Here is a 15,803-nt window from a genome sequence, read left to right as displayed (position 1 = left end):
ATCATCAAATGCGTATTGATATCCCTGCATCACAAGAAATGCAGGGAAAGGTTTCTTGATAGGGTTACCAAGCTTCGACGTAATTTTCTTTGCATCATCGCCGAGCTTTATGCCGAGAACATTGCCGGCGAACGGTGCGTCAAGACAAATCGTCTCAACGTGTAGACGGATGCATATCCCGAGAAATTGCCCCTTGTGGGATAAGCGTTTCCAGCTTGGGGCACACCCATAACGTGAAAAAAGCACACGCATAAGCCGGAAAAGTCCCGACTTCGGAAGAGCCACGCTAGGCACAGCGTCGGCTCCTTCTCCACCGCATCCCTGCGGTGAACACTGCTGTACAAAAATTCATCGAAGAATCATCCGGTTAGCCCGTGTTTTGGCTTAACATACAAAAAAGTATGCTATATAATTCGGGACAGAGTAGGGCTTCCATTGCTCGGCATTTGGAGCCGAGGGACTCCGTATCGGTGAAGAGGCGTGAAGCTTGGTTACGGCCCGGTATCGCGCGTGAGCTTGGCCTCGCAAAAAATCATCGAAAAATCATCTAGTTAGTGCGCGCTTTCGATTAACAAACAAAAAAGTACGCTATAGAACTATGGGTGGATGGGACTTCTACGGCCGCACTGAGCCCCTGGCTGAGCTGCGGCGGATTGTTGAATCGGGGCGGTGGTTTTTCTGCCGAATCGAAGGCCGCCGCCGCATTGGCAAAACGACCCTTCTTGGCGAGTTGGCCAAGACAGAGGCTGACCTCAGCAACCGGCTGGTGTACATGCAGGTGCCCGACTCTGACGAGCGGGACGTGGCATACACCCTCAGGCAAAGCCTGAGCGGTTGCGAACACGAGGAAGCTCGAAACCTTGCCACGAGCGTCACGAATTTCCCCACGATGGCGTCTGCCATCGGCAAGCTATGCGCTGCGGGTTTCATCGTCGTCCTCGACGAGTTCCAATACTTCACCCGCAGCAAACTACACGCCTTCAACTCCTTCCTGCAGGCCGAGGTCGACAAGCTTCGTGCAGCGCAGTTGAAGCACGGGGGTCTGTTCGTGCTCGGCTCCTTGCAGCCGGAGATGAACGCCCTGCTAGACGATAAGAGCGCGCCGCTTTACGGACGTGTAACTGCGCAGATTCCCCTTGACCACTGGGACTTCGAAGACCTGCTATCGGTGTTTGCCAGCCAGGGTGTCCAGCGGCCTGAGCAGTGGCTGACGCTGTGGACATTCTTCGAGGGTGTGCCGAAGTTCTATCACGACGCGTATGAGCAGGAACTGTTTGGCGTTGCGGCGTCGGAGTTCTCCTCCGGGCTTCTGCGTCGAATGTTTATTCGTAGTTCGAGTCCGCTCTCAGAGGAAGCGGACACCTGGTTCCTGCGGGAATTGCGGGGAAAAGCGGTCTCGGTCCTGCATTTTCTTGCAGACCATGCAGGCTGTGGCCATGCGGAGATTGTCGCCGCGCTTACGGACGAGGACGAGAAGCATGCCCTCGGAACACACATCTCGCGCCTCGTGGACCGCTACAAGATGGTCGACAAGCTCCAGCCCGTATTCTCGGACAGCAAGAGTCGAAACGCACGCTATTACATTGCGGACAACTTCCTTCAGGCGTGGCTGGCAGTTGCAAAGCCCGCCCGCGAAGAGGCGCGGCTAAAGCCACTTGAGAAAGTGATTGCTCCGGCCATGCGCCGGCTCGAAACGCTTGAAGGCTTTTCTTTCGAGAAACTGGTGCGTTCCCTGCACCTTGAGAGTTCCCGGAAAGGCAAGGGCGACTTTGAGCTGTCGGACCTGAAACTCGGCTACTGGAATCGGCCGAGGGATGTCTCGAAAGCAATCGAAATTGACCTGGTCGCCTATGACGAACCAAACAAGAAGGTCCGGTTCGGGTGCTGCAAGAGGTCGCCCAGTGCACACGACCTCCCCGTCTTTGAGCGGCACGTCAACGCGTTCCTTCAGACCAACGGGCACAAGCATCTGGCCGGCTGGGAGCGAGAGATGGTGCTGTTCTCCCCTGTATTTTCAGAGCAAGACCGGGCACATTACCAAGGCAAAGGGTACATGACCCGCGATTTGGTCGACTACGCCAGCATGTTTGGCAACGCGCCTGGCGCGCAGCGCGAGCAATAGCGCATGGGAGCGGCTCGCCCGCTCCGCACCCTGGCTGCCCGTGTTCGAATAATTGCGTGTAGATAGCGTGCCGCCGGCCCCGCATTGGGGAAAACATGACTGAAGCCCCATAAGTTTCTCAACTTATGGGTCCGTTTTTCTCAGGTTATGCGTCTATCGACAGGACCAGTAGCTGCTTGCCGAGTCGCGCGAACTCGGGCAATCACTGGAAAGAATCGGTTCAGAGGTCCTTCGAGGTCAACAGATGCAAACTGAGAAATACCGTGGATACACGCTGTGGGGTCATGCCATCCCGCAGCAGGAAGGCATCCCACAGCCGGCGAAATTCGCAGGAAGCGGCACGGTCACGCGCGACACGAAGGTCGTCGAGGTATCCGGGGTACTCGGCGCTTTTGATAGTGACGAAGAAGCAGAGTTGGTAGGCCTTTCGTGGTGTCGGGCGTGGGTAGATAGTCACGGCTAGCGCGGAGGTCGCGGCAATCGCGCTTCGGTTTGCGTAGAACTCGCCTTGCACAATTAGGGTCATCAATCTATAACGGACTCGGGTACCGCCGTCCGTGTCGCATTTTTCGCGTGGTGCTCGTCCCGTGAATCGGAGGTGCCCATGTACTGTGCTCGGAGAACGGTTGCCACGCTCGTCGCCGTGTCGGCATCGTCGCTCATATCAACAACTCATGCCGAGTCCAGTCTCAGCTACTTAGGAGACGCGACAAATGCCATCTACTCCTTGAACGGCAATTCCAGCCCAGAGGAAGTTGCGAAGGCTTATTCGCAAGGATGCACCGCATTAAAACGCTTGAGCGACGACCAATCTTTCAAAAAGGCGCTCCACAAGAAAGCCGGAAAATCCGGAGGCACTGAACAGCGCGAAGCTCTCCAGGCAGCGCGTACTTTCGCCGGAAGTTTTGTCGACTCGGAGTCAGGCGCGCTGAAACAAATTGGCGTGAGCGACGATGCTGCCAAACAGGTCCTCCATAGAGCATACGACTTCCGGAAGGACATAACTGACAAGCCAGACCCCAATCTCATTGGGCGGGACATCACCGATACACGGGATGTTGTTTGCAAGGCGAGCGCGCAGGCATCGGCCTCTTTGCAGGATGCGAAGAACCGAAATCGATGGGAACTGATTGCCTTGGGATTCGGTGGCGTAGCGCTTATAGCGGCTGACGCCGGGTCCGAGATTCCATCGGGCGGCTTAGCCACCGCTTCATTCGGACTTGGCGTGGGAATGGTTGGAACGTTCCTGAGCAAAACCACGAAGGAGTGGTGAGACCGATGCAACGTTGAGCGTCAATAGGTACCAGCGCTTAAACTCCGCAGCGTCATCTGGTATGCGTCTCAGCTGGGATTTATCGAGATGTGAAAAAACGATTCATCGAAAGAGGACAGCGAGGCCCGATGCGCACCAACGACGGAAGGCTGTCGCCCGGTCATAGTTGGCATGGTAGGCATCTGCGGACAGGCGGCCTATTGGCCTGCTGAAGTCGTGCGTACAGCAGTCGGCTCGGCCATCAGGTCTTGCACCACACCGTCGGCATTCAGGAAATGATGCAGCACGGAGTTCTTCAAGTAACCAGATGCAATCAGTCCGCCAGACGGTGCCTTGTAGAAGCGGACACCCACAGTTTCGCAGTGGCTGAGAAGCGCACGTGGACGTTGCATGCCCAGTCTTGACGACTCTGCGCGCTCGTCGCGTGTGTCAGTAATGCCATGTTACGAATCTCGCTCCCCCGTTGCACATGTGTCCAACGGGCCCTCCTACACTCCGACCCGTAGCCACTAACATCGCACTCGAATGTGCGGGGGAGTAGGGAAAATGAACAACAAAATCGTTGGATTTGCATTCGGTCTCGTCGCGTTGGCAGCATCCACCGCCGCGTCGGCGCACGTCGACATTGGCGTGGGCATCGGCATTCCGGTCGGAGTCTATGCGCCAGCAGACCCCTTGTACGCACCGCCGCCTCCCGTGGTATATGCTCCGCCGCCAGTCGCCGTTGCATACGGCGGAGATGACGACTGGCGAACCCGAGAATGGCGCGAACGTCGCGAGTGGCGTGAACGTGAATGGCGCCGCCAGGAATGGCGTGAACACGAGTGGCGCGAGCGTGAATGGCGGGGATATTGAAACCACGCCAAAAGGCGCCACATCTCGAAAATTCAACCGCTGATTATTTACAATGAAAGCTAGCCAGATAAAAATCGCCCTGATTGCAACAGCTTTGGCTTTTGCTTCGGCGGGCTCGGCAAACGCCGCAGGCTGCCTCAAGGGCGCCGTTGTAGGCGGGGTCGCCGGGCATTATGCGGGGCACCACGCCGTCGTTGGCGCTGCTGGTGGCTGCGTGGTCGGCAGACACGTTGCTAAACAGCATGCGCAACAACAAGCCGAGCAACAAGCACAACAGCGAGCGGCGCAACGTCAGACAGCACAGGTCCAATAACACGTCGTCGGCTCGGTACGCCCGGTGAGACCAACAGAATGCTGCTCCACCGGGCGCCTGACAACATCGTTTAGGTCGCCGACTCGGTGCTCGGCTCGACTGAGGTCACCGGAGCAGGCTCGGCCACGCTCTGGCGCTGCGTGTCTTTCGCTGGCGCTTTCCTAACTGGAACCTTCGCGCTCACGACCTTCTTCGCTGCAACCTTCGTCGTCGGTGCGGTCTTTGTCGCCGCGACCTTCTTGACAGCGGCTCTTTTGGCAACTGCCTTCTTCGCCGAAGGCTTCGTTTTGCTTGCAGCCCCCGCACTGGTTTTGGAGACGCCGTCTGCAATCAAAAACATATTCCGGTCTTTGGCTGCAGCAATCCACGTTGGTGCGCGCCCGCGTCCGCTCCACGTTGCGCCCGACTTCGGGTCTCTGTACATCGCCGGCTGTGGCCCACGGACATAGTTGCCGCCAACCTTCGCTTTGCTAGGAGAAGCCGATTTCGTTGTCGCCGCACTTCCCTCGACCAGGAACCTGTCGCGATTTTTTGCGCTTGCAATCCACTGGGGTGCCCGGCCACGGCCTGACCACGTAGCTCCGCTCTTCGGGTCTCGGTATTTGACCGCGACAGTGCCCCTTTTGCCGACAGTCTTGGCTTCGACCTTCTTCGCGCGCGGCTTGCCGCCAGCATGCCCGCCAATGTCGGACGCAGTGAGGCCGTGCTCTTCCATCAGTCGATGAATAGTCGCCAAGACCTTCGCCGTCTCTTTTGTCATCAACGCGTCTGCCTGTGCCTGCAGTTTTTTCAGCCGTGCTTGAATTGCTTCCAAAGTCGTTGCCATCAGGTGGCCTCCTTGTGAATGTGGCCGCAATATGCCATGGTCGCGTTAGAAAAGGCTAGTGCATGCACTGGAGCGGCGTATTGCCGAAAATCGCAGGACTGCGTCGTCGCGCTCCATTGCCTTCGATGTGGTCTGTTCACGGTTTGTCCTTGCCGCGAACATTACTTGGTGGTCCCCCGGTGCTTCCACCGTTTCTCCTTCGGCGTTGGAAGAGAACGCCGAATCCAACCGCGACAAGCAAGGCCGTTATCAAGCCGGCGCTCATGCCGGTCGCGCTACGGGATTCACTTGCGCTAGAAGGAGCAGAAGCGGCCGTCGGTGAAGAGGCCTGGGTTTCCACGGGCTTCGGAAGCGCCACGCCGGCGGCACTCCCTTGACGCACAAGAGATGCTTCCGATGTCGGCAAGGCTTGGGATGCGGGGAGTACGATTGCTTCCGAAGCAGGTCCGACAGGGGCCATGGCATTAGTCGAGGCTATGACCGGAGCCACTGCAGAGCGGGAAGTGGTTTCGACAGACCTCGCTATCGCCTTCCATTGCGCGAATACGGTATCGATGCAGTGGACGTCGCTGCACGCGTTGCGCAATTGCCTCCACCGGGCGAGCTGTTCGGGTGAGAGCTTTCCACTGTTCAGGAGAGCCTGCTGCTGCGCGAAGACATCGTCGTATTCGTTGTTCAGGATGGCGTGGTCGCATATGACGCGTTCAGCCGGTTGTCGCGTGGTCGCGCATTGAATATCGCGCGCCCACGCTCCGGTTGAACCCAAAGCTATCAGTGGCAGCAGCAATGCTAAATGTCGTCTTCGATACACTGGTCCTCCGTTGAGCCCGATGGGCGTTCAGCGGTGGCAGGACATTGCCATCCGCAGAGGCGGCCAATGGGCCACGGCTCTTGGACCGTACGACCCCGACCAAGTTGCCACGGCGACAATTCGACGTGCCCGCCCGACGTCGTATCGACTGCGACTCGCCAACGCCGCGGTCGTTCAACCTGTAAGCGATGGCCTGCAGCTAATATGCGGAAAAGACGACTGCCGCCATGTCGCCGACTTGCGTGAAGCTGCGGACAAAGCGATATGCCTGACCACCGACATGCATCTGATTCGTGCCCGAAGTGGTCAATTCAAGCGTTTCGTTTGCAAGCGAAGTCGAAATCGTGCCAATCTGCTTCAAGTCTTCACGCAGACCTGCAGGGTCGCCCAAATACACGATACAGACACCATCTGTGGGACGCACCATCACGATGCTCATCGCGCTATCGAGAGCCCGCTCTAAATATTCGGCGAGTGTTCGCAACGATTCCGGCACCTGCTCGGGATGGCCATCCACTAAACCGTTGTTGTTCGCCACCTTGACCTCCCTCGCCCGATGGGCCGTATGAGCGTGCTAAGAGTCTTCTGCTGGATATCATGACACGGCGGACGTGTCAGAGCCCCGGAACCCCAATCGGGCCAGTGTCGTCTTGAGCCCAATCTGTATTCAGACGTGCGGCAAGGCAGCGCCCCCGGGCTGCCGGATGAAGGGCTGTGCCGACCGAATTACCCGTTGGTCGGGTCTCGAAGATAATAATAACTCCGCACTGGAGTCGGTTGCGGCAGAGCGCAACCTCGCCAGCAATGTTCGGCGTATAGGCGTGGAAGTTGGCCGATGGTACCTGAATGAATTTCTGAAGTTGAAACGTCCTGACGGCCGGAGCAGCGGCACCGTCAGCCCTGCCGCTTACGCCTCGGTGTTCGGAGTATCCAAATCTCAAGGTGTGAAAACGGTACCGACGGAGGAGTACCTTGTACACAAATTGAAATACGAGTAAACGATGGAACCTCCCCAAAGCTCGCACGAGATTAGGCTGCCGGGGATGGGGGGACCATTCTGAGTATTTGTACGTCGCGGAGGTGCCTCGTGGGCGCAATGCCTTTTAGAATGGCAAGCATCGCGGACGTAACACAAGTCGTGTGAGCACCGGGATTTACCTAGAGAGCGGTGGGCGCTGTTCGTGGCTGCTTAACGCTCCTCGCTTCCGTCAGGATAAACGTCAAAGTGCCTTCTTGAAGCAGACAGCGCTCGCAGGGCACAACTGTGAAAATTGCGTACTCGCCTGCAACTCTGCAGGCGCGGTGCCTCGGTCGACAGATGCATAGCCGGCCCTCGAAAAGAAGTCCGCAGCAGTCGTAGTGAGCAACCAAAGCTCGCCAACGCCCGAAGCTCGCGCGAGGTTTTCGGCGTGAGCCACCAAGTCGCCACCCAAACGACGATTGCGAGCATGCTTCGCTACCGTCAGTGACCGCAGCAACGCATTGCGGCCAAACCGCTCCACGCAAACGCTGCCGACCACTGAGCCATCGGCATCTTCTGCGATAACAAAATCACGCAGCAGCTCATCAGTCACATCGACGACTGGCAATTCATTTTCTGCGAGCAATGCTTTGATGGCGTCAAGGTCATCACTTCGTGCGGCACGTATCTTCATGGCGAATGTATGAGTGGTGGACTCGGAGCCGGGAAATATCATCCTGCGCAGGTCGTCGCGTGTCGGCTAACCCGAACAGCCACAAAGAACGCGATTGCAGACAGAATTGAGACGAGAAACACGGTCCATTCAACAGCTACGTAACCGTGCGTGAGGCTCCAGATGCTGGCGGCGGCAATCGGTGCTATCCCCTTGGCGATATTCGACGGGAACGAAAGCATGCCGCTGACCGCACCGTAGCCTTCGGTCCACATCAGGTCCTGCACGATGGTGCCGCGGAGGATGGTCATCATGCCATTCGCGGCGCCGTAGCAAAGCGCAAACAACCACAGCAGCGCGGCGGACTGGCCCGCGCCTATCAGGACAAGGGTCGACAGGGGAAAGAGCGTTACGACGACGATGCCGACCCTACTCACGTGAACGGTTCGACCGAAAGTGAACCACACCGCTCGCGAGGCGACCTGAGCTGGGCCATTGAGCGCCATCGTTGTAACCAGGACAGCGTTCGACACGCCGCGCTCAACCATGAGCGGCACAAGATGGAAAGTGAGTGCCGCGAACGTCGCATAGTAGGCAGTAAAGCAGATGGCGAGCGCCCAGAAAATTGGCGAATGAAGAGCACGGCGTGTGGCCGCATCATTGGCCAGCTTTACCGCGCCATTGGTGGCCTGGGCACCGGGGTCTGCGCGCGAAGAACGGATTGCAAGCACATGGATAGGTAGGCAGACAATCAGATTCAGGGCCGCGAGGACAACGAGCGATGTTCTCCACCCTACCGAGCCAACCAGCAACTGCGTCAGCGGAATGAAGACAGTGCTGGCGAATCCGGCGACCAGCGTGATGAGTGTGATTTTGGTCCTGAAGCTTCGCGGATAGCGGTGCGTGACGATGGCGAATACGGGGTCATAGAACGTCGCCGCCATGGAGATGCCGAAGCCTATCCATACGACGAAGAGCACCGTCAGCGACTGCGCGCCGGACCAGAGCAGCAGCATGGCTGCGGCGATGACTGAGCCGACAACCATCACCCCGCGCCCGAGCCCGTGGTCAATCCAGCGCCCAATGGGATAGGCAGCGAATCCGGAAACTAGCAGTCCCACCGAAAGCGCGGCATTTGTCGCCGTCCTGCTCCAACCCATGGTCTGTTCCATGGGCACGACTAGCAGCGAAAAAGAATAGTAGACGGAGCCCCATGAGACGAGTTGTGCCAGCGCCAATGCCCAAGTCACGCGCCTTTCGTGACTCTCAGTTGATTCGGCTTTCTCGCCGCGACTCGACATTGTGCTCAATTTTTCAACCTCTCACTTTGCTCAATTTGTTTCCCGGTCTCCAATTGAAATGCGTGTGCTACGTCTGTCGGCAGCGACTTGCACCATGACTTCGTCGCGGCGCGACCGTCGGCGGAATGTGTCGTTGCGTTAGAGGTTCGCCCGTGTGCCATCAGTATGATGAATCCCTGCATGGAACGGCAATGCCACCCTCCCGACACTGGCAAGAGCGAATCGGTCGACACCTGGTTTTCGCAGTCCATGGCAGCCTCCAAAGATTTCACATTTCCAGAATACCGGAAATGTCGTAGAATGAAAGTAACGAAGTGATGAAGGTCGTGTTCCTTAGGCGCCGCAAAGCGCCTTGAATCGACCGAACACCTCCATATAATTGGAAATGTCAAATAGCAGGTTAATGAGATGACAGTTCAAGCGCCCAAGGGCGACCATGGTTTTCCGGCCGCCAGGACAGATTTTTTCGACACGGATATTGCAGCGCGCCTCGGCATGGAGGGGCAGCCGCCGGTCAGGATTCTGCTGCTCTACGGCTCGCTGCGTGAGCGGTCGTATTCGCGGTTGCTTGTCGAAGAAGCCGCTCGCCTGTTGCAGACGTTCGGCGCGGAAACGCGCATTTTCGACCCACGCGGTCTGCCACACGCGGACGACATCGACGTGAAGAACCATCCCAAGGTGAGAGAGCTGCTCGAGATGTCGCTGTGGTCAGAGGGGCACGTGTGGTGCAGCCCGGAGCGCCACGGCACCATCACCGGTCTGATAAAGACGCAGATTGACCACCTCCCGCTCGTCAGCGGAGGCATCCGTCCGACACAGGGACGCACCCTTGCCGTCATGCAGGTTAGTGGCGGTTCGCAGTCGTTCAACTCTGTCAATCAACTGCGGCAGCTCGGACGATGGATGCGTATGTTCACCATCCCCAACCAGTCGTCGGTTGCCAAGGCGTTCGAAGAGTTCGAAGAAGACGGGCGGATGAAACCGTCCTCGTACTACGACCGCCTGGTCGACGTTATGGAGGAACTGGTCAAGTTCACTCTTCTGCTCCGCGGCCGCGCCGACTATCTCGTAGACCGATACAGCGAACGCGTGAAGGAAGACCGTCCGCTCGACCCAGCGACCGACCTGGCCTCCCAGGCAATCGCTGGCCATTTGCGAAAAGAAGCGCAGACGAGCAACCAATAAAGGCACGTCATGGCAACCCTCGATTCGAAACTCGCAGTCAAGGCGCTGGCAGCGCTCGCACATGAGACCCGCCTCGCAGTCTTCCGCCTTCTGGTCACGGCGGGACGCTCGGGCATGAGTCCAGGAGCAATTGCCGAAAAGCTGGGACTTCCGGCGCCCACGCTGTCATTTCACCTGAAAGAGCTCGCCCATGCGGAACTCATTGAAGGCAAGAGTCAGGGCCGATTCATAATCTACTGCGCCAGCTATGACCACATGCAGACGCTCATGAATTTCCTGATGGAAAACTGCTGCGCGGCGGAGCAAGCAGAGCAATGCGGCTGCGCGACCAACGAAACGGAGGCTTAAATGAAGCGATTTCACGTGCACGTTGTTGTCCCGAAGCTCGACGAAAGCGTGCGTTTCTATAGCAGCATGTTCGGCGCGGAACCGTCAGTGCTCAAGGACGATTACGCGAAGTGGATGCTCGAGGACCCGCGCATGAACTTCGCCATTTCGGCGCGCGGCGGTGAAACTGGCGTCAATCACCTCGGCTTTCAGGTCGACAGTGACGAAGAGCTCGCTGCTCTTCGCGAGCAGGTGGTTGCCGGTAGTGTCACGGTGCAGGACCAACCTGGCGCGCAGTGCTGCTACGCGAGCTCGAACAAATACTGGACCCAGGACCCAGCAGGCGTGCCGTGGGAAACCTATCACACGCTCGGCGGCATCCCGATGTTCGGGGCGGACAGCCGGGAGTCGGCCGCTCCCGAAGCGGGCGGGGCCTGCTGTGCCCCGGTTACCTCGATTCCGGCTGTGATTGAGAAAAAAGTCGGCTGCTGCTGATTCGCGGCGACAAATGAAAACGGCCGCCCAAGGTTACGAGGCGGCCGTTGTAGTTGGATACAGATGCGGATGATGCAAGTGTGTTCTGCGCGATTTACCTCGCTAAGCGCCTGTTCATGCGGTCACGGGCTTGCACTTCACTTTCTTGGCTGGCTTGCATGCGGCCGAGTCCACTCCCTGGCAGCAGTTCTCGGTCAGAAAGCCAACCAGGTCGTTCATGTGCTCGATTTCGGGCCCGTAGTATACGAAGCGCCCTTCCTGGCGAGACGTTACCAGGCCAGCATGCGTCAGCTCCTTGAGATGGAAGGAGAGCGTCGCGCTAGCCAGGTCAAGATGCTCCTGGATGACTCCGACGTTGAGACCCTCCGGCCCGGCTGTGACGAGCAGGCGAAAAATAGCCAGGCGCGTCGGCTGTGCGAGCGCGGCCAAAGCTTTGATGGCGTCTTTTTCCTTCATAAGGCTCTGTCTTCAAGGTTATCTGCCGATTCTAACGCGGCGCCGCCGGGGCGGGGTGAAACAGTCGAACCCAGACTTCACCGCTGCCAGCGCCGAACGACCGAGCGCGCCCGCGCTTGCTGCGTCACAACGTTTCCATTATATTGGAGATATGGAGAAATTTGAAACCCGCCTAGACCAAACGTCGCCAGGAGAATTCTGTGACAGAACACCGAAAATATAATGTCTTATTCCTCTGCACCCACAACTCCGCACGCTCAATCCTTGCGGAGGCGGCGCTCAACCAGCTCGCGAGCGACCGTTTTGTCGGCTACAGCGCAGGCAGCCATCCCGGAACGGCGCCAAACCCTCATGCAATCGCGCTGCTTAACTCACAGGGTATTCAGACAGAAGGGCTGCGTAGCAAGAGCTGGGACGAGTTTGCCGAGGAAGGCGCGCCGCAAATGGACTTCATCTTCACGGTCTGTGATGATGCAGCGGGCGAAGTCTGCCCGATTTGGCCTGGCCATCCGGCAAAGGCGCATTGGGGCGTAGCAGACCCGTCGAAGACCGAAGGTTCGGACGACGACAAGCGCAAGGCATTCTTGCAGGCCTTCGTGCAGATGAAGAAGCGCATAGAGCTTTTCACGAACCTTCCCCTCGAAAAACTAGACCGGTTGGCCATCCAGCAAAAAATGCAGAGCATCGGTACGTCGCTGCGCGAGAAGGGAGAGTAATGATGGCAGGTAGTCAAACCACTGCGAAAGTCACTCGCCGGGCGCCCAGCGGTATCGGATTCTTCGAACGCTATCTGTCCGTTTGGGTGGCGCTGTGCATCGTGGCCGGCATCGTTCTCGGCAAGTTGCTGCCCGGTGCTGTGCATACCGTATCCACGCTCGAACTTGCCCACGTCAACATTCCGGTCGGGATTCTGATTTGGGTAATGATTATTCCGATGCTACTTCGCATCGACTTCGCTTCGCTGGGAAAAGTCCGCAGTCAGTTGAAGGGCATAGGCGTGACGCTCGTCATCAACTGGGCGGTCAAACCATTCACAATGGCCTTTCTGGCGTGGGTCTTTGTGCGACACGCGTTCGCTTCGCTGTTGCCGGCTGACCAGTTGGATAGTTATGTCGCCGGTCTGATTCTTTTGGCTGCAGCACCGTGCACGGCGATGGTCTTTGTCTGGAGTCAACTCACCAAGGGTGACCCGTATTTCACGCTGTCGCAGGTTGCGCTCAACGACCTGATTATGGTCTTTGCATTTGCTCCGGTCGTGGGACTGCTTCTCGGCATTTCCAACATCACAGTGCCGTGGGATACGCTCCTCACGTCGGTGGTGCTCTACATCGTCATCCCGGTCATCATCGCCCAGATACTCCGCAAGTTTCTGCTTCGAAAGGGCGACCAGCATTTCCAGAGCGCGTTGGCGAAAATCGGACCATTCTCCATCTCCGCACTGCTGTTGACGCTGGTGCTGTTGTTTGCATTGCAGGGCGAGCAAATCATCGCGCAACCGCTGGTCATTCTGCTTCTGGCGGTGCCCATCCTGATTCAGGTGGTCGTCAATTCGTCACTCGCCTATCTGGCCAACCGGAAGCTCGGTGTGTCTCATGATGTTGCGGCGCCGTCATGCCTGATTGGCGCATCCAACTTCTTTGAGCTGGCGGTCGCGACGGCGATTAGCCTCTTCGGTCTCAAATCCGGAGCAGCACTGGCGACTGTGGTTGGTGTTCTTATCGAAGTGCCGGTCATGCTGGCTGTTGTAAAAGTGGTCAACGCGTCGCGACGTTGGTACGAACGGGGAGCGTGACAACCCAGTAGCCTTCATGCCGGGACTCCGCCAGTCGAAATCTATACGCCATATGTTGAACGGCCTCGTGCTCGTCTGAGCACGGGCCGGTACACGGTCCGGCGACTGCCGGCGCATGCTGTCCGCTACGACCGCTTTGTGGTCAATGTCCGCGAGCCAGCTCTTCTAGCCCGTGTAGACCCACGGGCGGAGTCGCCTGCCACGGCAACAGCACAGCCCTCTTTGTATCCTGCGTCACCACACGCTCTATGAACGGCACCTCGTAGCGCCCTCGTTCGGCGAGTGCCGGGTCGTGGGTGCCGCTTGCGAGCAGACTTTGGTCAATGACCCAGGCATACGGTTCAATCTGGGCTCGCCGGAGGTCAGCTTGCAGTCGCTCCGCCTCATGAACAGGCGTCGCCTCGGCGAGCGTCACAATAAGAACGCGCGTGAAATCGGGGTCGCGCAGACGTGGCAGAAGCTGGCGCACCGCTTCTGGCATATCACCCTCGGTGCGCATGACTTCGCGATGATAGGCCTCCGCTGAATCCATCAGCAGGATGGTATGTCCAGTCGGGGCCGTGTCGAGTATCACGAAAGCGCCCCGGGCCTCATCCACCGTTCGCGCGAATGCGCGAAAAACTGCTATCTCCTCGGTGCACGGCGACCGCAGGTCTTCCTCGAGCATCGCTTTTCCTTGGGCATCGAGATGAGCACCGGCCTTGGCAAGAACCTCATCGCGATAACGATTGACCTCCAGCTCCGGGTCGATGCGACTCACGGCTAAACTCGGCACCGACTCCTGGAGAGTCCACGCCACGTGCGCGGCCGGGTCGGTGGTGGAAAGCAGGACTGCATGGCCACGCTGCGCCAGTTCAAGCGCTATCGCCGCAGCCACGGTCGTCTTGCCGACGCCGCCCTTGCCCATCGTCATGACAAGACCATGGCCCGCCTTCTCAAGGTCGTCAATGAGCGGCAAAAGGCCGCCAGGCAACTTCATGCTCAACGAGCTATCTGTCCTGGGCGCAGCAATCTGCTCCGGGTGCAAATACGCATGTAACGCGGTCAGCCCAACCAATCCCCTGGGGATGAAGCCCGTTTCGCTTCGCGCAAGTGCTGCGAGCCCCGGCGGCATTGCCTTTATCGCTGCAGCCTGCTGTTCTTCCATCGCGCAGGCAATGTCATCGTCAGAGGAAACGGCCTTGAAAACACCATTGACTGCGAGCACCAGGTTTCGAACCCCGAGGTCGGCCAGTTCGATACGGGTTCGCTCCGCCTCACGGAATGCCGATGCCTCCGGCCGGGTCACCAGGACCACAGTAGTGCGGTCGCGGTTGGTCAGTTCGGCAACGGCCGCTGCGTACAGTTGCCTGTTTTGCTCGAGGCCTGCCAGAGGCCCCAGACACGAATTGCCGGTTGTGTTTGTCGACAGAAAGTTGCTCCAGGCAGACGGCAGTGTCAGCAAACGCAGCGTGTGCCCCGTGGGCGCGGTGTCGAAAACGATGTAGTCGTACGCATTCGCGGTCGCACTCCCGCCCAACAGGTCGGCAAAGGCGTCGAACGCCGCTATCTCGACGGTGCAGCCACCGGAAAACTGCTCCTCCATGCTGCGAATTGCCGCATCGGGCAACACTCCTCGATAAGGGCTAACCATACGCTCGCGGTAGGCCGCCGCGGCGAGTTCCGGGTCGATGTTCAGCGCGTGGAGGTTTGGAACCTTGGCAATTGGTGTCGGCCGCCCGGAAAGTTGAGTCTCAAGCACCTCATCGAGATTGGACGCCGGGTCGGTGCTGACAAGCAGCACGGTCTTACCCTTTTCAGCCAGTTGCAGCGCTGTTGCGCAGGCGAGCGACGTCTTGCCGACGCCGCCCTTGCCGGTGAAAAAGAGATGGCGAGTTGTAACGGCAGGAAGTGTCATATCGGTGCGCCGGTTAACATTCGCCGGGCTTGCAACTGCAGGCCCCGGCCTTGATGTGCGGCTTTTCGGCGGCGGGAATCTTGAGCCCAAGTTTCTGAATCAGTTGAGCTCGTGACGGATACACCCCGACGGAGATAATCCGGCCATCCACCGTTGCGATGGGCAGGCGGTCCATACCCGCATGCAGCTCCCGGACCACTTCCGGATTGGCCGCAAAGGATGCCGCGTCGTGCCCGAGGCCGTGCCGAACGACTTCGACACCATGTTCAGCCAGCCACTGAAGGTCGGCGCTGAACTGAACCAGCGCCGGGTCTACGTCCACGCCGCAGATGCCGGTCGCGCAGCACATAGCCGGTTCGAACACATCAAGTTTGCTCATCATTGCTCCCACGAATTCTGCCTGTCCGGCCGGACCGCAGGTGTGTCCACTCCGTCATGCTCGTCCCTTTGAGGGACGCGTCATTGACCTCAGTCAAGTCACAGACGATGGAACGGCATTTCCCCGCATGGAGAATC

17 protein-coding genes are annotated in these 15,803 nt (G+C 58.4%); 10 read left to right on the top strand and 7 right to left on the bottom strand.

Annotated features, from left to right (window positions below; all coding sequences use genetic code 11):
* Nucleotides 1–598: 598 nt before the first annotated feature.
* The 5 genes from P0D68_RS03590 to P0D68_RS03570 all read left to right on the top strand — a co-directional run bounded on the left by P0D68_RS03590 (nucleotide 599) and on the right by P0D68_RS03570 (nucleotide 4,563).
* Nucleotides 599–2,122: an ATP-binding protein gene (locus P0D68_RS03590; RefSeq protein WP_408468023.1), complete on the top strand. Its 1,524-nt coding sequence runs from the start codon at nucleotides 599–601 to the stop codon at nucleotides 2,120–2,122.
* Between the two features lie 244 nt (nucleotides 2,123–2,366).
* On the top strand, nucleotides 2,367–2,585 hold the full coding sequence (locus tag P0D68_RS03585) for a hypothetical protein (RefSeq protein WP_408468022.1): 219 nt from the start codon (nucleotides 2,367–2,369) through the stop codon (nucleotides 2,583–2,585).
* 141 nt (nucleotides 2,586–2,726) lie between these two features.
* On the top strand, nucleotides 2,727–3,395 hold the full coding sequence (locus tag P0D68_RS03580) for a hypothetical protein (protein WP_408468021.1): 669 nt from the start codon (nucleotides 2,727–2,729) through the stop codon (nucleotides 3,393–3,395).
* A 546-nt stretch (nucleotides 3,396–3,941) separates the two neighbouring features.
* Nucleotides 3,942–4,250, top strand: coding sequence for a hypothetical protein (locus P0D68_RS03575; protein WP_408468020.1), 309 nt, complete (start codon nucleotides 3,942–3,944; stop codon nucleotides 4,248–4,250).
* Nucleotides 4,251–4,302: 52 nt separating this feature from the next.
* Nucleotides 4,303–4,563 (top strand): hypothetical protein, encoded by a 261-nt coding sequence (locus P0D68_RS03570; RefSeq protein WP_408468019.1) that lies wholly within the window; start codon nucleotides 4,303–4,305, stop codon nucleotides 4,561–4,563.
* Between the two features lie 70 nt (nucleotides 4,564–4,633).
* On the opposite strand, the gene P0D68_RS03565 is transcribed toward P0D68_RS03570, so the two are convergent.
* The 4 genes from P0D68_RS03565 to P0D68_RS03550 all read right to left on the bottom strand — a co-directional run bounded on the left by P0D68_RS03565 (nucleotide 4,634) and on the right by P0D68_RS03550 (nucleotide 9,135).
* Nucleotides 4,634–5,389 carry an H-NS family nucleoid-associated regulatory protein gene (locus tag P0D68_RS03565; protein ID WP_408468018.1) on the bottom strand — a complete coding sequence of 252 codons (756 nt, stop codon included), beginning with the start codon at nucleotides 5,387–5,389 and terminating at the stop codon, nucleotides 4,634–4,636.
* Nucleotides 5,390–6,399: 1,010 nt separating this feature from the next.
* Nucleotides 6,400–6,738, bottom strand: coding sequence for a hypothetical protein (locus P0D68_RS03560; RefSeq protein ID WP_408299928.1), 339 nt, complete (start codon nucleotides 6,736–6,738; stop codon nucleotides 6,400–6,402).
* A 682-nt stretch (nucleotides 6,739–7,420) separates the two neighbouring features.
* A complete protein-coding gene (gene arsN2 / locus P0D68_RS03555; protein ID WP_408468017.1) occupies nucleotides 7,421–7,855 on the bottom strand; it encodes an arsenic resistance N-acetyltransferase ArsN2 in 435 nt (144 codons plus the stop codon).
* A gap of 38 nt (nucleotides 7,856–7,893) precedes the next feature.
* Nucleotides 7,894–9,135, bottom strand: a complete 1,242-nt coding sequence (locus P0D68_RS03550; protein ID WP_408299932.1) for an MFS transporter — start codon at nucleotides 9,133–9,135, stop codon at nucleotides 7,894–7,896.
* 495 nt (nucleotides 9,136–9,630) lie between these two features.
* Here P0D68_RS03550 and arsH point away from each other — a divergent pair, with 495 nt between their 5' ends.
* The 3 genes from arsH to P0D68_RS03535 are packed head-to-tail and all read left to right on the top strand — an operon-like array spanning nucleotide 9,631 to nucleotide 11,142.
* Nucleotides 9,631–10,320: an arsenical resistance protein ArsH gene (gene arsH / locus P0D68_RS03545; protein ID WP_459252018.1), complete on the top strand. Its 690-nt coding sequence runs from the start codon at nucleotides 9,631–9,633 to the stop codon at nucleotides 10,318–10,320.
* Nucleotides 10,321–10,329: 9 nt separating this feature from the next.
* Nucleotides 10,330–10,668, top strand: coding sequence for an ArsR/SmtB family transcription factor (locus tag P0D68_RS03540; protein ID WP_408299936.1), 339 nt, complete (start codon nucleotides 10,330–10,332; stop codon nucleotides 10,666–10,668).
* Nucleotides 10,669–11,142: an ArsI/CadI family heavy metal resistance metalloenzyme gene (locus tag P0D68_RS03535; RefSeq protein WP_408299938.1), complete on the top strand. Its 474-nt coding sequence runs from the start codon at nucleotides 10,669–10,671 to the stop codon at nucleotides 11,140–11,142.
* A gap of 114 nt (nucleotides 11,143–11,256) precedes the next feature.
* Here P0D68_RS03535 and P0D68_RS03530 read toward each other — a convergent pair whose 3' ends face one another.
* Complete coding sequence (locus P0D68_RS03530) at nucleotides 11,257–11,598, bottom strand: ArsR/SmtB family transcription factor (protein ID WP_310817220.1); 342 nt, start codon at nucleotides 11,596–11,598, stop codon at nucleotides 11,257–11,259.
* Nucleotides 11,599–11,798: 200 nt separating this feature from the next.
* On the opposite strand from P0D68_RS03530, the gene P0D68_RS03525 reads away from it, so the two are divergent.
* Both P0D68_RS03525 and arsB read left to right on the top strand, forming a co-directional pair.
* Entirely contained in the window at nucleotides 11,799–12,314 is a 516-nt protein-coding gene (locus P0D68_RS03525; protein WP_408299941.1) for an arsenate reductase ArsC, read from the top strand.
* 2 nt (nucleotides 12,315–12,316) lie between these two features.
* Entirely contained in the window at nucleotides 12,317–13,390 is a 1,074-nt protein-coding gene (gene arsB, locus P0D68_RS03520) for an ACR3 family arsenite efflux transporter (protein ID WP_408299950.1), read from the top strand.
* A gap of 142 nt (nucleotides 13,391–13,532) precedes the next feature.
* Here the strand turns inward: arsB and arsA are convergent, their stop codons facing one another.
* Together arsA and arsD are read right to left on the bottom strand one after the other, a co-directional pair.
* Nucleotides 13,533–15,287, bottom strand: a complete 1,755-nt coding sequence (gene arsA / locus P0D68_RS03515) for an arsenical pump-driving ATPase (protein WP_408299943.1) — start codon at nucleotides 15,285–15,287, stop codon at nucleotides 13,533–13,535.
* A 13-nt stretch (nucleotides 15,288–15,300) separates the two neighbouring features.
* On the bottom strand, nucleotides 15,301–15,669 hold the full coding sequence (arsD, locus tag P0D68_RS03510; protein ID WP_408299952.1) for an arsenite efflux transporter metallochaperone ArsD: 369 nt from the start codon (nucleotides 15,667–15,669) through the stop codon (nucleotides 15,301–15,303).
* Between the last annotated feature and the right edge of the window lie 134 nt (nucleotides 15,670–15,803).

Origin of the sequence: Paraburkholderia sp. RL17-380-BIE-A, from assembly GCF_046028085.1 — a bacterium.
GTDB lineage: Bacteria > Pseudomonadota > Gammaproteobacteria > Burkholderiales > Burkholderiaceae > Paraburkholderia.
This window is presented reverse-complemented; position numbering and strand designations above follow the sequence as displayed.

Coding starts and splice junctions, on each gene's coding strand:
- P0D68_RS03590 (WP_408468023.1), top strand. CDS start 599: ATGGGTGGATGGGACTTCTACGGCCGCACTGAGCCCCTGGCTGAGCTG.
- P0D68_RS03585 (WP_408468022.1), top strand. CDS start 2,367: ATGCAAACTGAGAAATACCGTGGATACACGCTGTGGGGTCATGCCATC.
- P0D68_RS03580 (WP_408468021.1), top strand. CDS start 2,727: ATGTACTGTGCTCGGAGAACGGTTGCCACGCTCGTCGCCGTGTCGGCA.
- P0D68_RS03575 (WP_408468020.1), top strand. CDS start 3,942: ATGAACAACAAAATCGTTGGATTTGCATTCGGTCTCGTCGCGTTGGCA.
- P0D68_RS03570 (WP_408468019.1), top strand. CDS start 4,303: ATGAAAGCTAGCCAGATAAAAATCGCCCTGATTGCAACAGCTTTGGCT.
- P0D68_RS03565 (WP_408468018.1), bottom strand. CDS start 5,389: ATGGCAACGACTTTGGAAGCAATTCAAGCACGGCTGAAAAAACTGCAG.
- arsN2 (WP_408468017.1), bottom strand. CDS start 7,855: ATGAAGATACGTGCCGCACGAAGTGATGACCTTGACGCCATCAAAGCA.
- P0D68_RS03550 (WP_408299932.1), bottom strand. CDS start 9,135: ATGTCGAGTCGCGGCGAGAAAGCCGAATCAACTGAGAGTCACGAAAGG.
- arsH (WP_459252018.1), top strand. CDS start 9,631: ATGGAGGGGCAGCCGCCGGTCAGGATTCTGCTGCTCTACGGCTCGCTG.
- P0D68_RS03540 (WP_408299936.1), top strand. CDS start 10,330: ATGGCAACCCTCGATTCGAAACTCGCAGTCAAGGCGCTGGCAGCGCTC.
- P0D68_RS03535 (WP_408299938.1), top strand. CDS start 10,669: ATGAAGCGATTTCACGTGCACGTTGTTGTCCCGAAGCTCGACGAAAGC.
- P0D68_RS03530 (WP_310817220.1), bottom strand. CDS start 11,598: ATGAAGGAAAAAGACGCCATCAAAGCTTTGGCCGCGCTCGCACAGCCG.
- arsB (WP_408299950.1), top strand. CDS start 12,317: ATGGCAGGTAGTCAAACCACTGCGAAAGTCACTCGCCGGGCGCCCAGC.
- arsA (WP_408299943.1), bottom strand. CDS start 15,287: ATGACACTTCCTGCCGTTACAACTCGCCATCTCTTTTTCACCGGCAAG.
- arsD (WP_408299952.1), bottom strand. CDS start 15,669: ATGATGAGCAAACTTGATGTGTTCGAACCGGCTATGTGCTGCGCGACC.